This window comes from Polynucleobacter finlandensis (assembly GCF_018881755.1).
In the GTDB taxonomy this organism is placed as follows: domain Bacteria; phylum Pseudomonadota; class Gammaproteobacteria; order Burkholderiales; family Burkholderiaceae; genus Polynucleobacter; species Polynucleobacter finlandensis.
Window position 1 is genome coordinate 109,691 of record NZ_JACVPS010000004.1, and the last position, 19,457, is coordinate 129,147.

18 protein-coding genes and 1 pseudogene are annotated in these 19,457 nt (G+C 47.1%); 8 read left to right on the plus strand and 11 right to left on the minus strand.

Annotation, left to right across the window (positions count from 1 at the left end):
• Window positions 1–3: 3 nt before the first annotated feature.
• Complete coding sequence (gene corA / locus ICN49_RS03955) at window positions 4–969, minus strand: magnesium/cobalt transporter CorA (RefSeq protein ID WP_216166012.1); 966 nt, start codon at window positions 967–969, stop codon at window positions 4–6.
• Window positions 970–1,043: 74 nt separating this feature from the next.
• Here corA and pyrF point away from each other — a divergent pair, with 74 nt between their 5' ends.
• Entirely contained in the window at window positions 1,044–1,889 is an 846-nt protein-coding gene (gene pyrF, locus ICN49_RS03960; protein ID WP_216166014.1) for an orotidine-5'-phosphate decarboxylase, read from the plus strand.
• A gap of 2 nt (window positions 1,890–1,891) precedes the next feature.
• Here pyrF and mtgA read toward each other — a convergent pair whose 3' ends face one another.
• From mtgA to mpl, 6 genes are read right to left on the minus strand one after another with little or no spacing between them, the layout of a single operon-like run.
• Window positions 1,892–2,632: a monofunctional biosynthetic peptidoglycan transglycosylase gene (mtgA, locus tag ICN49_RS03965; RefSeq protein ID WP_216166016.1), complete on the minus strand. Its 741-nt coding sequence runs from the start codon at window positions 2,630–2,632 to the stop codon at window positions 1,892–1,894.
• Between the two features lie 25 nt (window positions 2,633–2,657).
• Window positions 2,658–3,557 (minus strand): shikimate dehydrogenase, encoded by a 900-nt coding sequence (gene aroE / locus ICN49_RS03970; RefSeq protein ID WP_216166018.1) that lies wholly within the window; start codon window positions 3,555–3,557, stop codon window positions 2,658–2,660.
• Between the two features lie 48 nt (window positions 3,558–3,605).
• Window positions 3,606–4,487 carry a TonB family protein gene (locus tag ICN49_RS03975; protein WP_216166020.1) on the minus strand — a complete coding sequence of 294 codons (882 nt, stop codon included), beginning with the start codon at window positions 4,485–4,487 and terminating at the stop codon, window positions 3,606–3,608.
• Window positions 4,468–6,492: a ribonuclease catalytic domain-containing protein gene (locus tag ICN49_RS03980; RefSeq protein WP_216166022.1), complete on the minus strand. Its 2,025-nt coding sequence runs from the start codon at window positions 6,490–6,492 to the stop codon at window positions 4,468–4,470. Before ICN49_RS03980 ends, ICN49_RS03975 begins: the two co-directional genes overlap by 20 nt.
• A gap of 2 nt (window positions 6,493–6,494) precedes the next feature.
• Complete coding sequence (gene fabG / locus ICN49_RS03985; RefSeq protein ID WP_216166024.1) at window positions 6,495–7,229, minus strand: 3-oxoacyl-ACP reductase FabG; 735 nt, start codon at window positions 7,227–7,229, stop codon at window positions 6,495–6,497.
• Window positions 7,226–8,629, minus strand: a complete 1,404-nt coding sequence (gene mpl / locus ICN49_RS03990) for a UDP-N-acetylmuramate:L-alanyl-gamma-D-glutamyl-meso-diaminopimelate ligase (RefSeq protein ID WP_216166026.1) — start codon at window positions 8,627–8,629, stop codon at window positions 7,226–7,228. Before mpl ends, fabG begins: the two co-directional genes overlap by 4 nt.
• A 26-nt stretch (window positions 8,630–8,655) precedes the next feature.
• Between mpl and ICN49_RS03995 the strand changes: the two genes are divergently transcribed.
• From ICN49_RS03995 to ICN49_RS04020, 7 genes and pseudogenes are all read left to right on the plus strand, one after another.
• Window positions 8,656–9,183 (plus strand): TlpA family protein disulfide reductase, encoded by a 528-nt coding sequence (locus ICN49_RS03995; protein WP_216166028.1) that lies wholly within the window; start codon window positions 8,656–8,658, stop codon window positions 9,181–9,183.
• 270 nt (window positions 9,184–9,453) lie between these two features.
• A complete protein-coding gene (gene aroQ, locus ICN49_RS04000; RefSeq protein ID WP_216166030.1) occupies window positions 9,454–9,903 on the plus strand; it encodes a type II 3-dehydroquinate dehydratase in 450 nt (149 codons plus the stop codon).
• 30 nt (window positions 9,904–9,933) lie between these two features.
• Window positions 9,934–10,401: an acetyl-CoA carboxylase biotin carboxyl carrier protein gene (gene accB / locus ICN49_RS04005; protein ID WP_216166032.1), complete on the plus strand. Its 468-nt coding sequence runs from the start codon at window positions 9,934–9,936 to the stop codon at window positions 10,399–10,401.
• Between the two features lie 50 nt (window positions 10,402–10,451).
• Entirely contained in the window at window positions 10,452–11,816 is a 1,365-nt protein-coding gene (gene accC / locus ICN49_RS04010) for an acetyl-CoA carboxylase biotin carboxylase subunit (RefSeq protein WP_216166034.1), read from the plus strand.
• 27 nt (window positions 11,817–11,843) lie between these two features.
• Window positions 11,844–12,764: pseudogene (gene prmA, locus ICN49_RS11640) on the plus strand (50S ribosomal protein L11 methyltransferase); the annotation flags it as partial.
• Between the two features lie 258 nt (window positions 12,765–13,022).
• Window positions 13,023–13,412, plus strand: a complete 390-nt coding sequence (locus ICN49_RS11645) for a DUF3426 domain-containing protein (protein ID WP_500797041.1) — start codon at window positions 13,023–13,025, stop codon at window positions 13,410–13,412.
• A gap of 3 nt (window positions 13,413–13,415) precedes the next feature.
• On the plus strand, window positions 13,416–14,375 hold the full coding sequence (locus tag ICN49_RS04020; protein WP_216166037.1) for a carbohydrate kinase family protein: 960 nt from the start codon (window positions 13,416–13,418) through the stop codon (window positions 14,373–14,375).
• Between the two features lie 220 nt (window positions 14,376–14,595).
• Here ICN49_RS04020 and ICN49_RS04025 read toward each other — a convergent pair whose 3' ends face one another.
• Genes ICN49_RS04025 through ICN49_RS04040 form a run of 4 tightly spaced genes read right to left on the minus strand, consistent with a single transcriptional unit; the run spans window position 14,596 to window position 19,403 of the window.
• Entirely contained in the window at window positions 14,596–14,874 is a 279-nt protein-coding gene (locus ICN49_RS04025; protein WP_304610256.1) for a histone H1-like repetitive region-containing protein, read from the minus strand.
• 23 nt (window positions 14,875–14,897) lie between these two features.
• Window positions 14,898–15,161, minus strand: coding sequence for a hypothetical protein (locus ICN49_RS04030; protein ID WP_216166039.1), 264 nt, complete (start codon window positions 15,159–15,161; stop codon window positions 14,898–14,900).
• Between the two features lie 46 nt (window positions 15,162–15,207).
• Entirely contained in the window at window positions 15,208–16,392 is a 1,185-nt protein-coding gene (locus ICN49_RS04035; RefSeq protein ID WP_216166041.1) for a ribonucleotide-diphosphate reductase subunit beta, read from the minus strand.
• Between the two features lie 44 nt (window positions 16,393–16,436).
• Window positions 16,437–19,403, minus strand: a complete 2,967-nt coding sequence (locus tag ICN49_RS04040; protein ID WP_216166043.1) for a ribonucleoside-diphosphate reductase subunit alpha — start codon at window positions 19,401–19,403, stop codon at window positions 16,437–16,439.
• Between the last annotated feature and the right edge of the window lie 54 nt (window positions 19,404–19,457).

Here is a 19,457-nt window from a genome sequence, read left to right on the forward strand (position 1 = left end):
AAGTTATTTCATCCAACCTTTGTGATGGAAGTACCAAAGTGGGATGATCGCAGACACAATCATGACGCCAATAGCCATTGGGTAACCCCAGGATAAGTCTAGCTCCGGCATAAATCTATAGTTCATACCCCAGATACTGGCCAGTAATGTTGGCGGCATCAAGGCGACAGATACCACCGAGAAGATCTTGATGATTTTACTTTGGTTCAAGTTAATGAAACCAACCGTTGCATCCATTAAGAAGTTAATCTTATCGAACAAGAATGCGGTATGGTTTTCTAAAGAATCAATATCTCGCAGAATCTGACGTGCTTCTTCTTGTTGCTCATCAGATAATAATTTGCTGCGCATTAAGAAAGAAAGTGCGCGGCGGGTATCCATCACATTGCGACGAATACGTCCGTTTGTATCTTCTTCTGTTGCAATGGTTTCTAAAACTTCGGCAGCATCGGCATCATTAATGTCGTCAGAAAGCACTCGCTTACCAGCACGCTCTAAATTTTCGTAAACCTCTTCCAAGGCATCGGCAGAGTACTCAGCATCGGTTGAATACAAGTCGAGCAAAACATCTTTTGCATTGCTCACTGAGCCTGGGCGTAAACGGGCACGCAAACGCACCAAACGGAACACTGGTAAATCTTCATCATGAATAGAGAACAAAACTTGTTTGGTCATCACGAAAGCAACCCGGACGTTACGAGAAGTTTCTTCTTCGTCCAACAGGAAGTCAGTACGAATGTGCAAATGGCCGTCATCAGCCTCGAAATAGCGAGCTGAAGCCTCTAAGTCACCTAAATCATCTAATTCAGGCAAAAGTACACCAAATGCCTCTTTAATCCAGATAAGCTCTTCCTCTTCGGGATCGACAACGTCAATCCAGATAGGATTTGAATATTGCAACAATTCATTGCGATCTTCGACTTGCTCTTGAGAGAGGCGGCCATTTTGCAGAACGAACAAGTTGATCATGGTGAACTCCTAAGGAATGTGCGCTAGTTTATCCTATAGACCATGACAGTTTCACTAAAATAAGCTCAAATCCAATGAACTCCAGTCCAAATACCTTTACCCAGCAACTCCAGTCTGCATGGGCTTCCCAAGGCAGCATGCTGTGCATTGGGTTGGATCCAGATCCGAAGCGCTTACCCCCATCGCTACAAGGGAAACCAGAGGGCATTTTTGAGTTCTGCCGAGAAATCGCTGATGCCACAGCAGATTTAGCTTGTTCCTTTAAGCCCCAATTTGCTTACTTTGCATCTCAGGGCGCCGAAGCTCAACTAGAAAAACTCATAGCGCACCTGAAGCATAAATACCCCAAGATCCCTGTGATTCTGGACTCTAAACGTGGAGATATCGGCAGTACAGCCGAGCACTACGCCATGGAAGCCTTTGAACGCTATGGCGCCGATGCCGTCACTGTTAGCCCCTATATGGGCTTTGATTCGGTTGAGCCTTACCTGCGACACGCTGGCAAAGGGGTCATTATTTTGTGCCGCACCTCTAATCCTGGTGGGTCAGATTTGCAATTTTTAAATGTTGCTCCTGGTGGCGAACCACTCTATCTTCATGTGGCCAAATTAGCAGCCAAAAAATGGAATAGCTCCGGTCAAATCAGCCTGGTGGTTGGCGCTACCTTCCCAGAAGAGATTGCTAAGGTCCGGGCCGTTGTTGGCGAAATGCCACTGCTGATTCCGGGGATCGGTGCGCAAGGTGGTGATATTGACGCCACCGTCAAAGCAGGCAGTATTGCCAATAAACCAGGGATGGGAATGATGATCAACTCATCTCGAGCGATTTTGTATGCCAGCTCTGGATCTGATTTTGCAGAAGCCGCCAGAAAGGTAGCGCAAAGTACTCGAGATGCCTTACGCTCTGCAGCCACAAAATAAAACTAGCGGGACCCACTCTTTGGGATTGGCGTCAAAGCGACCCTGTCCATATTCTCCAGGATAAATTCTTGACGAGTTGGAAAGTGAATATTGGCTTTCCGGCAGTACTGGGCTTTATCAAAACACTTAGGTGCAGGCAAAGCCGATGCTAATGCTGCAGCCTGTTCACGATCTAATACGGCAGGCGTAGTCACAAAATAATGTTGGGCGGCTGCACCCACACCAAAAATGCCCTCACCCCACTCCACAGAATTGAGATAAATCTCAAATAGTCGTTGCTTGGAAAGCATCAACTCTAGCAAGCCAGTTACAACAAGCTCTTGGCCTTTGCGAAAATAATTTTGCTCTGAAGACAGAAATAAATTTTTTGCTAGTTGCTGGGTAATAGTAGAACCACCCCTCAATGCCACCTTGGAGTTAGCGTTAAATTGATGATGTTGTTGATTCTTTTCCCAAGCCTTTTGCATATCCTCAACACGAACACCCTTGTGCTGAAAGAAGATGTCGTCTTCACTCACCAATACAGCCCGCTTTAAGTTTGCCGAAATTTTGTCGTACGGCACCCAATGAGACTCAATAGAGCAAGACCAATGCCAGCTACATAAACGCCAGCGTTCAGCCCTCTGAAAAGCGGTACCACTCGGATTAAGGCTGGACCATAGGCCAATCTGCAGCGCAAAGTAGATCTGCATCGCAATGAAGCCGCACAGCAAGCACTTTACAAAATAACTGAGCCAACGCATTAGAAATAAATTTGGCTAAATAGGATTAGGTGCGCAACTCGGATAAAACAGAACGTGGATCAATCGATGCATCTGCGCCACGCCATATCAGAAATGCATCAGCGGCTTGTTCCACCAACATACCCAAGCCATCACTAACCCGAGCACCTCGGTGCAAAGCTTGCTGCATAAAGGCCGTCGTTTTGCCGTACACCATATCGTAAGCAAATGAACTCGGCACAAAAACATGACTTACTGCCTGGGCTGTCAACGGGGATTGGTCGCTCAAGCCAGCAGCAGTCGCATTAATAACGAGATCAAAAGCTAGCGGAGTTTTTATTTGGTCTTCCAGATCGAGCAATGCGCGTGACTCAAGCTGAGCATGATGATTGTTTGCAAAATCATGAAATAAACCAACCAGCTCATCAGCCTTAGCGCTGGAGCGATTGGCAACGATCAGTTGGGCTGGCTCTTGCTCAAGCAAAGGCCCCATCACGCCACGAGCAGCGCCACCCGCGCCCAAGAGCAAAATACGTGCCCCCCGAATCTGAATACCCTGCGCTACAAGATCCCGCACCAGGCCCGCACCATCAGTGTTATCACCGTAAATCTTGCCCTCTTTAATCCACAGGGTATTTACAGCGCCAGCCAGCTTTGCTCGCGGCGTTAAAACATCTGCCAAGACTTGTGCATCTAATTTAAACGGAACGGTGACGTTCATGCCCTTGCCGCCAGCAGCAAAAAAGGATTTAGCAACTTTGGCAAACTCACCAATAGCTGGTTGCAGGCGCCCATAGTGGATTGCTTGCTTCGATTGCTCAGCAAAGCGTTGATGAATAGCGGGCGACTTGCTATGGCTAATGGGATTCCCGGCGACAGCATAGACATCCAAGCCAGGAAAGCGACTAGGGTCAGCATGAAGATCGTTAGCGGGAATAGAGCTCATAGTGCCTACAGAATAAGCGAATTTCTTGAGGGGTTTCTTTAAATTGTATTAACGTCGCAACTCTAGGCGGTCAGATCCATCGCGCGTGAACTCAAAAGTGGAAATCCAATCGAGCACGTCAATCTGCTGATGCATCTCACTTGGAAACGCCCCAAAAGGTGCTGACGCTCGAACAATGGCTAAGGCCTGTCGATCCAACTCGGGATTACCGGAACTGCGCCCAATACTTAAGCCATCCTTACCCTGAGCGTTATTAGCGATACGACCCTGCGCATCCACACTCACCACGATTACCAAACTGCCATACAAAGGCCTGCCATTCGCACGAGGGAAAAAGGTACTCCCATAAGTCTCAATTTTTTGGCGCATAGCATCGTAGTACTGCGCAAATGCTACTGCTTTAGTGCTTGAGCCCGTCAACACTTTACGACGGGGCTCGCGCCCAACCACCTGTAAGCGTTTAGACAACTCGGCTTCCAGGGAATTTAACTGAGAAACCGAGCGCTGCTCATCCCCACTCTTTCGACCACCGGAGCGCGCCTTGTCAGCATCCATTTTTGCCAGCATCTGCTTTTGCTGTTTTTCCAAAACTTCGAGTTGGGCTTGTGCGCCCAGTCTCGCCCGATGGACCGCTGTTGCATCTTGATCAACGCTTTTTCCGCCGCCCTGTAAATCAGCCTGCGCTAATTTAGTCGCCTGCTTTGGTGGACTTGGATTGCTCGCATTAACCAAAACCACACTCAAAGGCGTATTGAGTCGCCGATTCTGAATCTCACCAATACCCCAACGAAAGGATAAAAAAATCACATGAATTAATAGAGAGATACAAAGTGCTAGACGAAAAGGGTGGCGACGCCAAGCATTTAACAAATAGTCTTGAATCTTCACAAGGCGATTTGATTGCAGGAATTTAGGTAGCGCTTGCATCATCGTCAGGCGCTTCTGCAACAGATTCAGTAGACTCTTCAGCCGGCTTTACAGGTAGCTCAATTTGCAAGATCCTGACCCCTGCAGTTAATTGCAATAGATCGACATCCGAAATAATCACCTCAGCACGCGTCATGCGAGGATGGGTAGCCAACTCAGGAATAGGCAAATGCAGTGGAATCAGTTCCACTCTGGACATACCTTCTTTCAGGTGGCGAACGAAGAGTGTCTTGGGTTCGCTATCTTGAGCAATCCAACGAAGGCACCAATATTTTTCCAAACGGTCTTGGTATTCAGCATACGCTTGATAGCAAGACTCAAAATCTGCAGCAATGCCCATCAAGTTCGCATCCCTAGGTGGAAATGGTGCCACCATCTTGGCAGTCACACCATGCTTAGCCAAAGCGATGAGCTGCCATTGATTGACCAAGTCTGAATAGCGACGCAGTGGTGAAGTACTCCAAGCGTAATAATCGAGCCCCAAACCTTCATGAGGCCCTGGAGTGGTTTGCATACGAGTGCGTAATGGGCCCCAACCTTTTTGGGTCCGAAACAGTGCAGGCAAGCCATGGTCCGCCAATAAGCGTCCCGAAGCGCTGTTGCAATAAATCATCCACTCAGCAACGATGGTGTCCAAGATCGAACCGCGTTGTCGTGGCGTAATTTGTACCCGCTCCACGCCATCGACCTCTTTAATCTGAAAATGAAAATCTCTTGCCAAAGCATTGGGATCAATCACCCCCAACTGCTCAGCACGCAAGCCATTAGCAATGCGCTTCTCTTGACGTTGTGCGTGCAGATGTTTTGCAGCGCCCCACAAGATCGCTAATTCTTGGCGATAGGGATAGTTGCTTGACTCATCCCTCAAGCTAGCTTCGCTAACCTTGTCTTCAAGATTCTCGAGGCGCAAGTTGGCTCCAATCGGCACCAACTCAGCACGCATCTGGAGTGAACCTTGAAGAATCTGACCTTGTGCATCAATATCCACATAAATCGATAAGGCCGGGCAAGGCTTACCCTCATCCAAAGAGAATTGAGCAATCACCGAATCCGGTAGCATTGTGATCTTATCGCCAGGAAAATACACGGTAGACATGCGGTTACGCGCAAGCTGATCTAAAGCATCATCTCGATTAATGACCAGACCCGGAGCGGCGATGTGCACACCAATACGGTGAACTCCATCAGAAAGCGCCGTTACTGATAAAGCATCATCGATTTCTGTCGTACCAGAATCGTCAATGGAAAAAGCGCTCACCTCAGCCAATGGCAATTCAGCAACGACTGCATCATAAGCAGCGGTATCGACCACATGGCTTTCATGGTGAGCGGCGCCACTAGGGAAATGCGCCTTGAGGAACATGCCTTGGTAATAATCCAAAGGTGAGCTAATTGCTCCACAGCGGATCATCAACTGAGCTGGCGATTCACCCGTTTGCGTACAAGCTGCAATCAAGGCTTTGTAAGCAGAAGTATTTTTATCTGGGGAGAACAGTAATTGCTTCGCTTGAGACTTTAGGGCTTCAGGAAATGCGCCGGCGATTAATTCTTGTTGCCAGATACCCTGTTGATCGAGTTCTTTTTGCTTACGCTCTAAAGCGGCCAATCCAGCTTGTAATTGTTCCAGAGGCGCTCTCTGAAAACGGCCGCGGCCTTTACGCCGAAAAAAGACGGGGGCGCTTTGCAAAGCAATCGCTAGAGATACTTGCTGAGGAATCGCCGCTTGATCTCCAAAATATTCTTTCGAAACATCTACAAGACCAAACTCTTCTTCTGGGGCGCAATCCCATAGGAATTGCAAATCAATTTCCTTAGATAAGGCAGAAGCTTGATCCATTACAGCTTGAGCTTCGGGCTTTTCAAAACGCAACCAAACCTCTTTGGCTTTTAGCTTGATCTTTTTTCCAGACAGGCTAGTTGCCTGCCATGACTCAGCATCCCCTGCACCAGATGCAGACTGGACCGTGGCAATCTTAATGTCGCCACCTTCCTCATATAAAAGATACATGCTTACAGTGAAATCCCGCCGCTGGCCTCAAGTGCAACACCATTGATATAGCTTGCTTCATCGCTCGCCAAGAATAAATACACATTTGCCATCTCTTCTGGCGTACCTAGACGACCAAGCCAACAACGTCTTTCAATATCTTGCAGAATATTTTCCGGCATGGCCTTGACCATTTCGGTGGCAATAAATCCTGGACATACCGCATTGACACGAATGCCTTTCGGGCCCAGTTCACGCGCCCAAGTCTTGGTAAATCCAATCACCCCAAATTTGGTTGCAGAATAATTTGTTTGACCAAAATTACCATACAGACCGACCACACTTGAAGCATTCACAATCGCTCCAGAGCCAGCTTCAAGCATATGCGGCACCACGAGTTGTGTACAGTTGAAAACACCTTTGAGATTCACCTCAATCACTGAATCGAATTGCGCTTCGGTCATTTTGACTAAACGCGCATCTTGTGTAATGCCAGCGTTATTCACCAAAATATCAATACGGCCATGCTGCTGCATGATGTGATCTACCACCGCCTGAATGCTGGCACGGTCGGTGACATTCATAGCATAGGCCTCAGCGCCTGCTATCTGCGCAGCCGCAGCTTTGACAGCATCTAGATTGATATCAGCAATGATCACCTTAGCGCCCTCTTGTGCAAAGCGCTGTGCTGTTGCAAAACCAATGCCTTTAGCCGCACCCGTAATGATGGCTACTTTATCTTGTAATCTCTTGCTCATTTTTTACCTTCTAGTGCTTTTAATATTTTTTGATGGACACCGCCGAAACCACCATTACTCATCACGAGTATGTGGTCGCCTGGTTTAGCTTCTTCAGCAACAGCAAGAACCAAAGCATCTAACTCATCAAATGCTTTTGCCTTATTAAGCTCTTTAGCATTCAGGGGAGACAGTACCTCATTGAGATCCCAGCCCAAAGATTCTTTGCCAGAGCTGGCGCCAAAGGCAAAAACTTTGTCAGCCGCTTGCAAGCTATTTGGTAACTGAGCCTTCATCACACCGAGCTTCATCGTGTTAGAACGTGGCTCCAAGACAGCCAGAATACGAGCCGTCCCCACCCGACGACGTAAACCATCCACCGTAGTAGTGATAGCGGTTGGGTGATGTGCAAAGTCGTCGTAAACAGTGATGTCATTTGCCATACCGATTGTTTCTAGGCGACGCTTCACATTCTTAAATTCCGCCAAGGCGCGTGCTGCATCCACCGGAGCTATACCAACGTGATGTGCTGATGCAATTGCTGCCAAGGCATTGAGTTGATTGTGTGTGCCCATCACGCCTGAGTCAGGAGCCCAGGTGACAGTCGCTACTTCTTTGCCACTCTTAACCACCACAAAACCATCAGCTGCTTGAGAAATAAAAGACCATTCATTTTTAGCGTCTTGGCCAAAGCGCTCTATTGGGGCCCAAGCACCACGAGTGATCACCGTCTCTAGCGCAGGCTCCTCGCCATTCACCACTAATAGACCATCGTTAGGAACGGTACGCACGAGATGGTGGAACTGGGTTTCAATGGCCGCAAGATCGGCAAAAATATCTGCGTGATCAAATTCCAAATTATTTAATAAGGCAGTGCGCGGTCGGTAATGAACAAACTTACTGCGCTTATCAAAAAAAGCTGTGTCATATTCATCTGCCTCGATTACAAAATATTGGCTCTCACCTAAACGGGCTGACACCGTGAAATTGAGTGGCACTCCACCAATTAAATACCCAGGCTTATAGCCATTGAATTCTAAAATCCAAGTAAGCATCGCAGAGGTAGTTGTCTTGCCATGCGTTCCTGCTACCGCCAAAACATGTCTGCCAAATAAGACTTGCTCACCCAACCATTGGGGACCAGATGTATATGGCAAGCCTTGATTCAGAATGGCTTCCATTAATGGATTCCCGCGAGAAACCACATTGCCGATCACAAATAAATCAGGCATGGACTCAAGCTGTAATAATTGATCGGGCGAATACCCCTCGATGAGCTCAATCCCTTGAGATTCAAGCTGCGTGCTCATTGGTGGATACACGTTGGCGTCGCAACCAGTAACGCGATGTCCAGCCTGACGAGCGATTGCGGCAATGCCGCCCATGAATGTGCCGCAAATGCCTAAGATATGAATATGCATTGGCGAATTTTAGCGAAGGACTTGCAGTGAACCGAAGACAATGGATTGTGATCAGCGGAATTAGCCTCTTAGCGCTTCTAGCAGGTATGTTTAGTTCGCCCTGGATTTCCAAAACAGGGTTGGTAAGCGAGCCCGCAGTAAAGGCTTTTTTTGCTAACGAATGGCAATCACCAGACGGAAAAGTGCTCGATAGCAAAGATTGGCAAGGAAAAGTCCTTGTGGTGAACTTTTGGGGGTCCTGGTGCCCCCCTTGCGTTGAAGAAATGCCTGAATTAGAGAAACTTCAATGGGAATTTTCTAATAAAAATGTCTTATTTGTCGGCATCGCCATCGATTCTCCATCTAACGTACGCGAATTTCTGAAAAAGACCCCCGTTTCTTACCCTATTGCCATGGGCGGAATGAATGGCAGTCAAATGTATAAAGCCCTGGGCAATACTCAGTCTGCCCTGCCTTACACAGTTTTGCTATCACCCTCTGGCAAAGTGCTATTTAGTAAATTAGGCAGAATTAACGAAGAAGAGCTCAGAAATAGCATTAAATCTGCTTTATAAGAACTTTTATCATCATTTAATAAAAGATAGTGGGTATTGGAATCCTCCAATCTGCTTAAAAATGAAGCAGATTTTTTACCAAGCTCAGCTTTTGAGGCTACTAATTTCCTTAAATTAGGGTATTTAATCATCCCTTTCGGACTTTTTAAGCTCCCAGAAAGGTATACTTCCCTTGTGCTTGATGAGGTGCAATTGTCATCGAGCAAGCAGTTGTAGCCCAAAAAGCCTAATTCACTTACTGAACCTAACTGCCTCTAAAAATATCGATCTATGTCGAAAAATACTTCAATTCTCGTAATTCAAGGTCCTAATCTCAATCTCTTGGGAAGTCGTGAGCCAGAGGTTTATGGCAAAACAACCATGGATGACATCCACCAAAAGCTTCGTGAGATCGCCAAAGCTCACGCAGTCGACCTGAATACCTATCAAAGCAACCATGAAGGCGAGTTAATTGACCGCATTCAGAAGGCTAAACAGGATGGGGTTGATTTCATCATCATTAACCCAGGCGCCTTTACCCACACCAGCGTTGCCCTGCGCGACGTACTTGCTGGCGTAGCAATTCCCTTTATGGAAGTGCACTTGTCCAACATTCACCAACGTGAAGAGTTCCGTAAGCACTCCTATTTGTCAGACATAGCGACCGGCGTCATTTGCGGTCTTGGTGCTATCGGCTATGAATTAGCCCTGCAAGCAGCTATTACACGTTTACAAAAATAATTTCAGCATCATAAGAGAGGAAGTACTTCCATGGATCTTAGAAAACTCAAAACCCTGATTGATCTCGTTTCTGAATCAGGCATTTCTGAACTCGAAGTCAATGAAGGCGAAGATCGTGTTCGCATCGTGAACGCTGGCTCAGGCGCTCAAGGCATGGGTCAAGTTGTTTACGCGAATCCAACTCACAGCATTCAGGCTGCAGCTCCAGCTAGCGCCGCTCCAGCACAAGCCGCCTCTGTTCCCGACGCGCCGCCTGCTGAAACCGGTTTTGTGGCGCGCTCACCTATGGTGGGCACCTTCTATCGTGCGCCCAACCCAGAATCCCCAGACTTTGTAAAAATTGGCGACACCGTTGCTGTGGGACAAACACTTTGCATTATTGAGGCGATGAAACTTCTCAATGAAATCGAAGCTGAACAAGCGGGTGTCATTAAACAAATTCTGTGTGAAAACGGTCAAGGTATTGAATTTGATCAACCACTTTTCATCATTGCGTAATGCTGACTCCACGCATTCACCCATTTACCTTTACCTAACTCAGAGCCGATATGTTCGATAAGATTCTGATTGCCAATCGGGGAGAAATTGCTCTCCGCATCCAACGAGCGTGCCGCGAGTTGGGGATTAAAACCGTTGTGGTGTATTCGACAGCAGATAAGGAAGCCAAATACGTCAAGCTGGCTGATGAAGCTGTTTGCATCGGGCCAGCTCCTTCTCCACTGAGTTATTTGAATATGCCCGCCATTATTTCAGCGGCTGAAGTCACTGATGCTGAAGCCATCCATCCTGGTTATGGCTTCCTCTCTGAAAATGCTGACTTTGCTGAACGCGTAGAAAAATCAGGTTTCGCATTCATTGGACCTACGGCAGCATCCATTCGAATCATGGGCGATAAAGTTTCAGCGAAACGCGCCATGATTAAAGCTGGGGTGCCTTGTGTTCCAGGATCTGAAGGTGCTTTACCGGATGATCCAAAAGAAATTATTGCCACCGCCAAGAAGGTTGGTTATCCAGTCATCATCAAAGCTGCAGGTGGTGGTGGTGGACGCGGTATGCGCGTTGTCCACACTGAAGCGGCTTTAATTAACGCCGTCAACATGACCAAGGAAGAAGCTGGTCGCGCCTTTGGTAATCCAGAGGTGTACATGGAGAAGTTTCTTGAAAAACCTCGCCACGTAGAGATTCAAATCTTAGCTGACACCCATGGCAATGCGATTTGGTTAGGTGAGCGCGACTGCTCTATGCAGCGTCGTCACCAAAAAGTGATTGAGGAAGCACCAGCCCCTGGCATTGATCGTCGCTTGATCGCCAAAATTGGTGAGCGTTGTGCGGAAGCCTGTAGAAAAATTGGCTATCGCGGCGCCGGTACATTCGAATTTCTATATGAAAACGGTGAGTTCTTTTTCATTGAAATGAATACTCGCGTACAGGTTGAGCATCCCGTCACCGAAATGATCACTGGGGTAGATATCGTTCAAGAACAAATTCGCATTGCTGCAGGCCTCAAGCTGGCATACCGACAAAAAGACATCGTCTTCCGCGGTCACGCCATTGAATGTCGTCTGAATGCTGAAGATCCATTCAAGTTCACTCCTAGCCCTGGCCGAATTGGTTCATGGCATATGCCTGGTGGCCCCGGTATCCGTGTTGATTCGCATGCCTACAGTGGCTATATGGTTCCACCAAACTATGATTCTATGATCGGAAAGTTGATTGCTTACGGCAATACTCGCGAACAAGCGATTCGCCGGATGCAAATTGCCCTTTCTGAGATGGTGATTGATGGCATCACAACCAATGTACCTCTACACCGCGAACTCATGTTCGATCCAAACTTCATAGAAGGCGGCACCAACATTCATTACCTAGAGCATCGCCTAGAAGAACAAGCCGCCAGTCGCGGCAAGTCTTAAGGCACCTCAGATCCATATGGGATGCACATGTCTTACCGTGAACTAGTTTTCACGGTCCCTGCTGAAATTGCAGAACCCTTGGGTGATGTACTGCTCGAGCTCGGCGCGCTTTCCGTAACCGTTGAGGATGATGCTGCTGGTGGCTATGATGAGAACCCGCTTTACGGCGAACCCGGCCTATCTCCAGAAGTACAAGCCTGGGATCGCTCGTCTGTAACAGCCTTGTTCAATCCAGAGATTGATGATTCAGGCGCTACAGAATTCATTCCCAATCTGCTTGCATCTCTGGAGGATGCTGGCTTCAAACTTGCCATTCCTCAAGAAAAGCAGGTTGAAGATCAAGATTGGGTGCGCTTAACGCAAAGTCAATTTGCGCCAATACAGATTGGCAAACGCATTTGGGTGGTGCCCTCTTGGCATGATGCTCCGAGCGACCCCAATGCAATCTGCTTAGCAGTAGACCCAGGATTAGCATTTGGCACCGGCAGCCATCCAACGACGCATCTTTGTTTGCTCTGGTTAGAAGAACACAAAAATCTTCAGAGCCAAAGCTTGCTCGATTACGGGTGTGGATCAGGTATTTTGGCCATTGCTGCTGCAAAACTCGGTTGTGCTCCCGTTGTTGGCACAGATATTGATCCTCAAGCGATGGTAGCTGCCCGCAGTAATGCCGAAATTAATCACACTGTCATCAGCTTCGTTTTGCCCAACGAAAATGCGACGGAACTAGCGGCAGAAGCTAAATACGACATCGTGATGGCGAATATTTTAGCCAATCCACTACAAGTTCTTGCACCTGCACTGGTAAATAAGATGCGTCCAGGCGGTCAAATTGTTTTATCTGGCGTATTGGCTCGGCAAGCGGAAGAGGTGATCGCAACCTATAGCCAGTGGTTAACACTTTCTGTTTGGAAAGAAAGTGAAGGCTGGGTTTGCTTGCACGGAACCCTGAATGCCGACAGCAAGAGCAGCATTTCTGGGCAGGCTCAAAAAAAAAGTTCTAAGCTAAGCCTAAAAGCTATCCTTCTTGGGCTGTTTTTCTTGTTGTTAGTCGCTTTTGGTGAGCACATCTCAAGAAATTCATTGCTACCTATACTTGCACCTCGTGTTGATGGCACATCTAATGCCGTTGCAGTAACCACATTTTCTCTGCTGCAGCAATTTGATGAAAAATTATGTCGTTCACTGGGGTGCATTAATCGGCCTGTGAGCGATTTTGCTGCGTGGAAAATAATCTCGGCCAACCTTGCACTAGAAAACTCGCCAGAGGCGCTTAAAACGCCCGCAAATCAATCCACGCTGCAAGTTGAAATACAAAATCGACTTGCAATCAATATTTTGTGGCCGTATTTGGAAATTTCTCTGACGGATGCAGATGAATCTGAGCTGAAATCGATTCAATTCTCACCAAAAGAGTGGCTGCCAGCAAATTGGCAAGAGTCACATCCCGATTTTTTACGTGAAGGTGCCCCTGCAGGTGAAATCATTCACTCAGATCTACCTATTGCCTTGTCGCAAAATACTGCTGGCTATCGTGTCAGAGTTTTTTATCCTCAATCTACAACCCCATCACCTCATCTCACCAACGGAAACTAATTTATGGCTAGCTTGATCTGTGGCTCTATCGCCTACGACACCATCATGAACTTTGAAGGCAAATTTGCCGATCAAATCCTGCCTGAACAAATTCATATTCTGAATGTGGCCTTCTTAGTCCCCACAATGCGCCGTGAATTCGGTGGCTGCGCTGGCAACATTGCTTATAACCTGAGTCTCTTAGGCGGCGACCCTATCATCATGGCGACTGTCGGTGGTGATGCCGCGCCCTACCTGGATCGTCTACAGCAATTACAGATCGATGCAAGTCATATTCGGCAAATTGAGCAAGCGTTTACTGCGCAAGCAATGATCACAACAGATCAAGCGAATAATCAAATTACTGCTTTTCATCCAGGCGCAATGGGTGAATCGCACCTTAACCAAGTCACGGCAGTGGTTGCAGAGCGTAACAAAAACTCTAAAGGCGCGGCAAAGTTCGGCATTGTGGCACCAGATGGTCGCCAAGGAATGTGGGAGCACTGCCATCAGCTAGCTGAAGCAGGCATTCCATTTGTATTTGACCCAGGCCAAGGTTTGCCAATGTTTAACGGGCCTGAACTGTTGGAATTAATCAATCTCGCCAGCTATTTAGCAGTCAATGATTACGAAGGTGAAATGCTTTCACAAAGAACTGGTCTTGATTTAGCCAAAGTAGCAGAACGTGTCGAGGCATTAATCGTCACCAAGGGTGCCGAAGGGGCAGATATCTACTCAAAAGGTAAATGCCTAGCGATTCCGCCAGTACCAGCCTCAAAAGTGGTTGATCCCACTGGTTGTGGCGACGCATTTCGGGGTGGATTACTGTTTGGTTTGGAAAATGGCATGGATTGGGAGACAACAGGTCGGCTAGCCAGTCTCATGGGTTCAATCAAGATTACCCATCAAGGGCCACAAAATCACCAAATCAGCCAAGATGAAATCGCTGCTCAGTTCAAAACAGCCTTTGGCTTTAGTTTTTAAGTTCTTTAGCCTCCTAAGCTAACTCAATCTGCAACCAGCAATAGAAAAGGGGTCTCGTGAGAGACCCCTTTAAACTTCACCCGTCTATAAGTCGAAACTTAAGGACGTGTGCCAGTTGGGAAGGGCCAGGCAGCAGCTGGATTCAACGTAGTTGAAGTAGCGGCTTTCTTAGCCACGGGCTTTTTTACAGCTTTGCCCGCTTTCTTCGCAGCAGGCTTACTTACTTTTTTTTTGCTACGCGCTTTTTTGCTACTTTTTTAGCAGCTGGCTTCTTTTTAGCTACTTTTTTAGCAGCTGGCTTTTTAGCAGCAGCTTTTTTAGCAGCAGGACGCTTCTTAGCTACTTTTTTAGCAGCTGGCTTTTTAGCAGCAGCTTTTTTAGCAGCAGGACGCTTCTTAGCTACTTTTTTAGCAGCTGGCTTTTTAGCAGCAGGACGCTTCTTAGCTACTTTTTTAGCAGCAGGTTTCTTTGCAGCAGGTTTCTTTTTGGCGATTGCCATAGTAATGCTCCTTCACGTGAAGATTAGTACAAACTACCGATTAAGAAGACCCGACCATTCATTTCCGCCTTGCCTTGCGGCATATTGGAGTAGACGAGCGAGCCATTCATCGGCGCGCGGCTTGATGCTAAGTGCTGCACGCTAATGAATCTTGGAAAAAAAGCCGTGGCCCCAAAGGACAACGGCTTTTTGAATTTGCTGGAAAAAATAGAGAGAGTAGTCCAGAAACCCTTGAGCAAGGGTTTTCGGATTTGCGCCTGGTTTTGCTGACCTTTAAAACTATCCAACCGTCTAATCTCCTATTAAGCCGGCGATACGCTTTTGATTACTGTACTACTCCCAACTTAGCGCACCACCAGTTTGATACTCAATAACGCGTGTCTCAAAAAAGTTTCGTTCTTTTTTCAGATCAATCATTTCTGACATCCATGGGAATGGATTCTCTTCATTTGGGAACATGGCGTCAAGTCCTATTTGCAAACATCTGCGATTACAGATGTATCTTAGGTAGCCTTTGAACATCGGAGCGTTCAATCCGAGCACTCCACGAGGCATCGTATCTTCGGCATAACGGTACTCTAATTCGACTGCTTTTTCGAAGATCGCTTTGATCTCATCTTTGAACGCGGAAGTCCATAACTGCGGGTTCTCCAGCTTAATTTGATTAATCAAATCGATACCAAAATTGCAGTGCATTGACTCATCACGAAGGATGTATTGATACTGCTCAGCAGCACCCGTCATTTTGTTTTGACGACCCATTGCAAGTATTTGCGTAAAACCAACATAAAAGAATAATCCTTCCATTACGCAGGCAAAAACAATGAGCGAACGCAGTAATGTTTGATCCGTTTCTAATGTGCCAGTCTTGAAATTTGGATTGGTCAGCACGTCAATATACGGAATTAAGAACTCATCTTTAGCGCGAATTGAATCAATCTCGTGATACGCATTGAAGATTTCGCTCTGGTCTAAACCCAAAGATTCCACAATATATTGATAGGCATGAGTATGAATCGCCTCCTCAAAAGCCTGACGCAATAGGTATTGGCGGCATTCTGGGGCGGTAATGTGGCGGTAAGTACCCAGAACAATATTGTTTGCAGCCAAAGAATCCGCTGTAGTGAAGAAACCGAGATTACGCTTAATAATCCTGCGTTCATCTTCCGTTAAACCATTTGGATCTTTCCAAAGCGCGATATCGCGATTCATATTGATCTCTTGTGGCATCCAATGGTTTGCACAACCAGCTAAATATTTTTCCCAAGCCCACTTATATTTAAATGGAACCAGTTGATTAACGTCTGTCTTGGCATTAATCACGCGCTTATCAGCAGCATTCACGCGATGTGCAACACCACCTGACAGTGACGCAGCCTCTAATGCTGCAGGTGCAGCAACTTGGGGCGCCATTGCAACTTGGTCTGGCTGTGGACGTTGTGGCTCCGCTGCTACCGGTTGCGGTGCAAGCCCAGCTTTCGCTAACGCTGGAGCAACTTCCTCTTCCCAATTCAACATAACTTTCTCCTAATTCTTCTATTTCAAATCAGTAAGCAAATGGCTTACTGACATGCTTCACATTCTTCAAATCCAGCATCACCTGGACGCATTGTGCAAACTGGGCCATCTGCCTCTTGAGCTGCCGCTGCATCTGTTCCATTGACACCGCCACCACTGGAAACTGAATTCAACTGACCACTAGCAACTGTTGATTTCTCAACGTGCGTTGCAGCCATGGTGCGGAGGTAATAAGTTGTCTTTAAGCCGCGTAACCACGCCAACTTATAGGTGTCATCTAATTTCTTGCCAGATGCACCACCCATGTAGATATTCAGTGACTGCGCTTGGTCAATCCACTTCTGACGACGTGAAGCGGCCTCAACTAACCAACTTGGCTCAACTTCAAATGCAGTTGCATACAAATCGCGTAAATCTTGTGGAATACGATCGATTTTGGATAAGGTGCCATCAAAGTACTTCAAGTCGGCAATCATGACTTCATCCCAGAGGCCGCGATCCTTCAGATCACGCACCAAGTACTCGTTTACTACTGTGAACTCACCAGAAAGGTTGGATTTCACAAACAAGTTCTGGAATGTAGGCTCGATACAAGCAGATACACCAATAATGTTAGAAATCGTTGCAGTTGGCGCAATGGCGACGCAATTGGAGTTGCGCATACCGTGTTGCTTAATGCGCGCCCGCAAACCATCCCAATTCATGGTGGAAGAGCTATCCACCTCAAGATAACCACCGCGCTCTTGCGCTAGCAAAGCAACCGAATCCTGTGGCAGGATGCCACGATCCCACAATGAACCCTTATAAGTGCTGTACACGCCACGCTCTTCAGCCAACTCGTTAGACGCTTGATAAGCGTAGTAGCACACTGCTTCCATGGAAGAATCAGCAAACTTCACAGCCTCATCACTTGCATAAGGAATCCGTTGCATATGCAAGCAATCCTGGAAGCCCATGATGCCCATACCAACTGGGCGGTGCTTCAAGTTTGAATTACGCGCCTTAGCTACTGCATAGTAATTAATATCAATCACGTTATCCAACATGCGCATTGCAGTACGAATGGTTTTTTGGAGCTTCTCGTGATCCAAAATCATCTTGCCTGAAGCATCGGTAGTCATGTGAGCAGTTAAGTTCACAGAACCCAAGTTACATACGGCAATTTCGCTCTCGTTGGTATTGAGGGTGATCTCAGTACATAAGTTAGATGAGTGAACAACGCCAATATGCTGCTGTGGGCTACGAATGTTGCAAGGATCTTTGAAAGTAATCCATGGATGACCAGTTTCAAACAACATTCCCAACATCTTGCGCCACAATTGTTGCGCTGGAATTCTGCGGAAAGGCTTCAATTCACCACGATCAGCTTTTTGCTCATAAGCAACGTAAGCCTCTTCAAATGCTTTGCCGTATTTGTCATGCAAATCAGGCGTGTTGGATGGCGAGAACAAAGTCCAATCGCCATTCTCCATCACGCGCTTCATGAACAGGTCAGGAATCCAGTTGGAGGTATTCATGTCATGCGTACGGCGACGATCATCACCAGTGTTCTTACGCAATTCCAAGAACTCTTCAATATCTAAATGCCATGTTTCTAAATAGGCACAAACAGCGCCTTTACGCTTACCGCCCTGGTTCACCGCAACTGCTGTGTCATTCACCACCTTCAAGAACGGCACAACACCTTGTGACTTGCCGTTAGTGCCCTTGATATGACTTCCCAAGGCGCGAACGTTTGTCCAGTCATTACCTAAACCGCCGGCAAACTTAGACAGCAATGCATTCTCTTTCAATGCTTCGTAGATGCCATCAAGATCGTCATCAACAGTAGTCAAGTAGCAGCTTGAGAGTTGTGGACGAGTAGTTGCTGAGTTGAACAAAGTAGGCGTACTGGACATGAAATCAAATGTAGATAGAATTTCATAAAACTCAATCGCACGGCGTTCACGATCTAACTCATTCAAAGACAAGCCCATCGCGACGCGCATAAAGAAAGCCTGTGGCATTTCAATACGACGCTCTTCGATGTGCAAGAAATAACGGTCATACAAAGTTTGCAAACCGAGGTAGTTGAACTGCAAGTCGCGGCTAGCATTCAATGCTGCAGCCAGTCTTGGCAGGTCAAACTCGCGCATACGTGGATCTAGCAACTCTGCAGCAATACCTTCGTTAATGTATTTCGCAAAATAAGTGCCATACTCCGCCTGCATATCGCCCTGCAATACTTCGTGACCCAAAATCTCTTTACGAATCACGTGCATCAAAATGCGAGCAGTTACTTGGCTATAAGCCGGATCGTTTTCGATTAAAGTACGTGAAGCCAAAATGGCTGAGTCATAAACCTGCGCGATTGGTACACCGTCGTACAAATTCTTAATCGTCTCAGTGATGATTGGAGTTGCATCAATTTGGTTGCCCAAACCTTCGCACGCAGCCTCAATAATGGTACGCAAAGCAGCCATATCAAGCCACTTCTCAACGCCGTTATCCGTCACCTTGATGCCGGACTCACCAGCTTGGTTCGCAGCTTGAGCATCTTGTGTGACTTCTTGCTGAGCAGCGCGCTCTTGATTGCGCTTTTCGCGATAAAGAACGTAAGCACGGGCTACGTTGTGCTCACCACTACGCATCAAGGCCAATTCGACTTGATCTTGGATATCTTCAATATGGAAAGTGCCACCATTTGGTCGGCTACGCAATAAAGCGCGGACAACTGCATGGGTTAATTGTTCAACTTGCTCACGCACACGGGCAGAGGCGGCGCCCTGACCACCATTTACTGCCAAAAATGCTTTCGTTACGGCAATAGCAATTTTTGATGGCTCGAAAGCTACGACAGAACCGTTACGGCGAATAATTTTGTAATCGGACAACTGGGTTGCCTGGCTGCCTCCAACACCTCCGGCAACAAATCCTGCCGAGGGGGTTTGGCTCAATGCCCCAGCAGGGTTCAAACCGGGATTATTCGTTCCAGCCGGTTGGCCTGCTGTTTGTGGATTGGCGTATGTCATGTAGCTCCTGCTTATATATATAGTTATTTGGTCAAAAAAATCGTTAAAAAACAA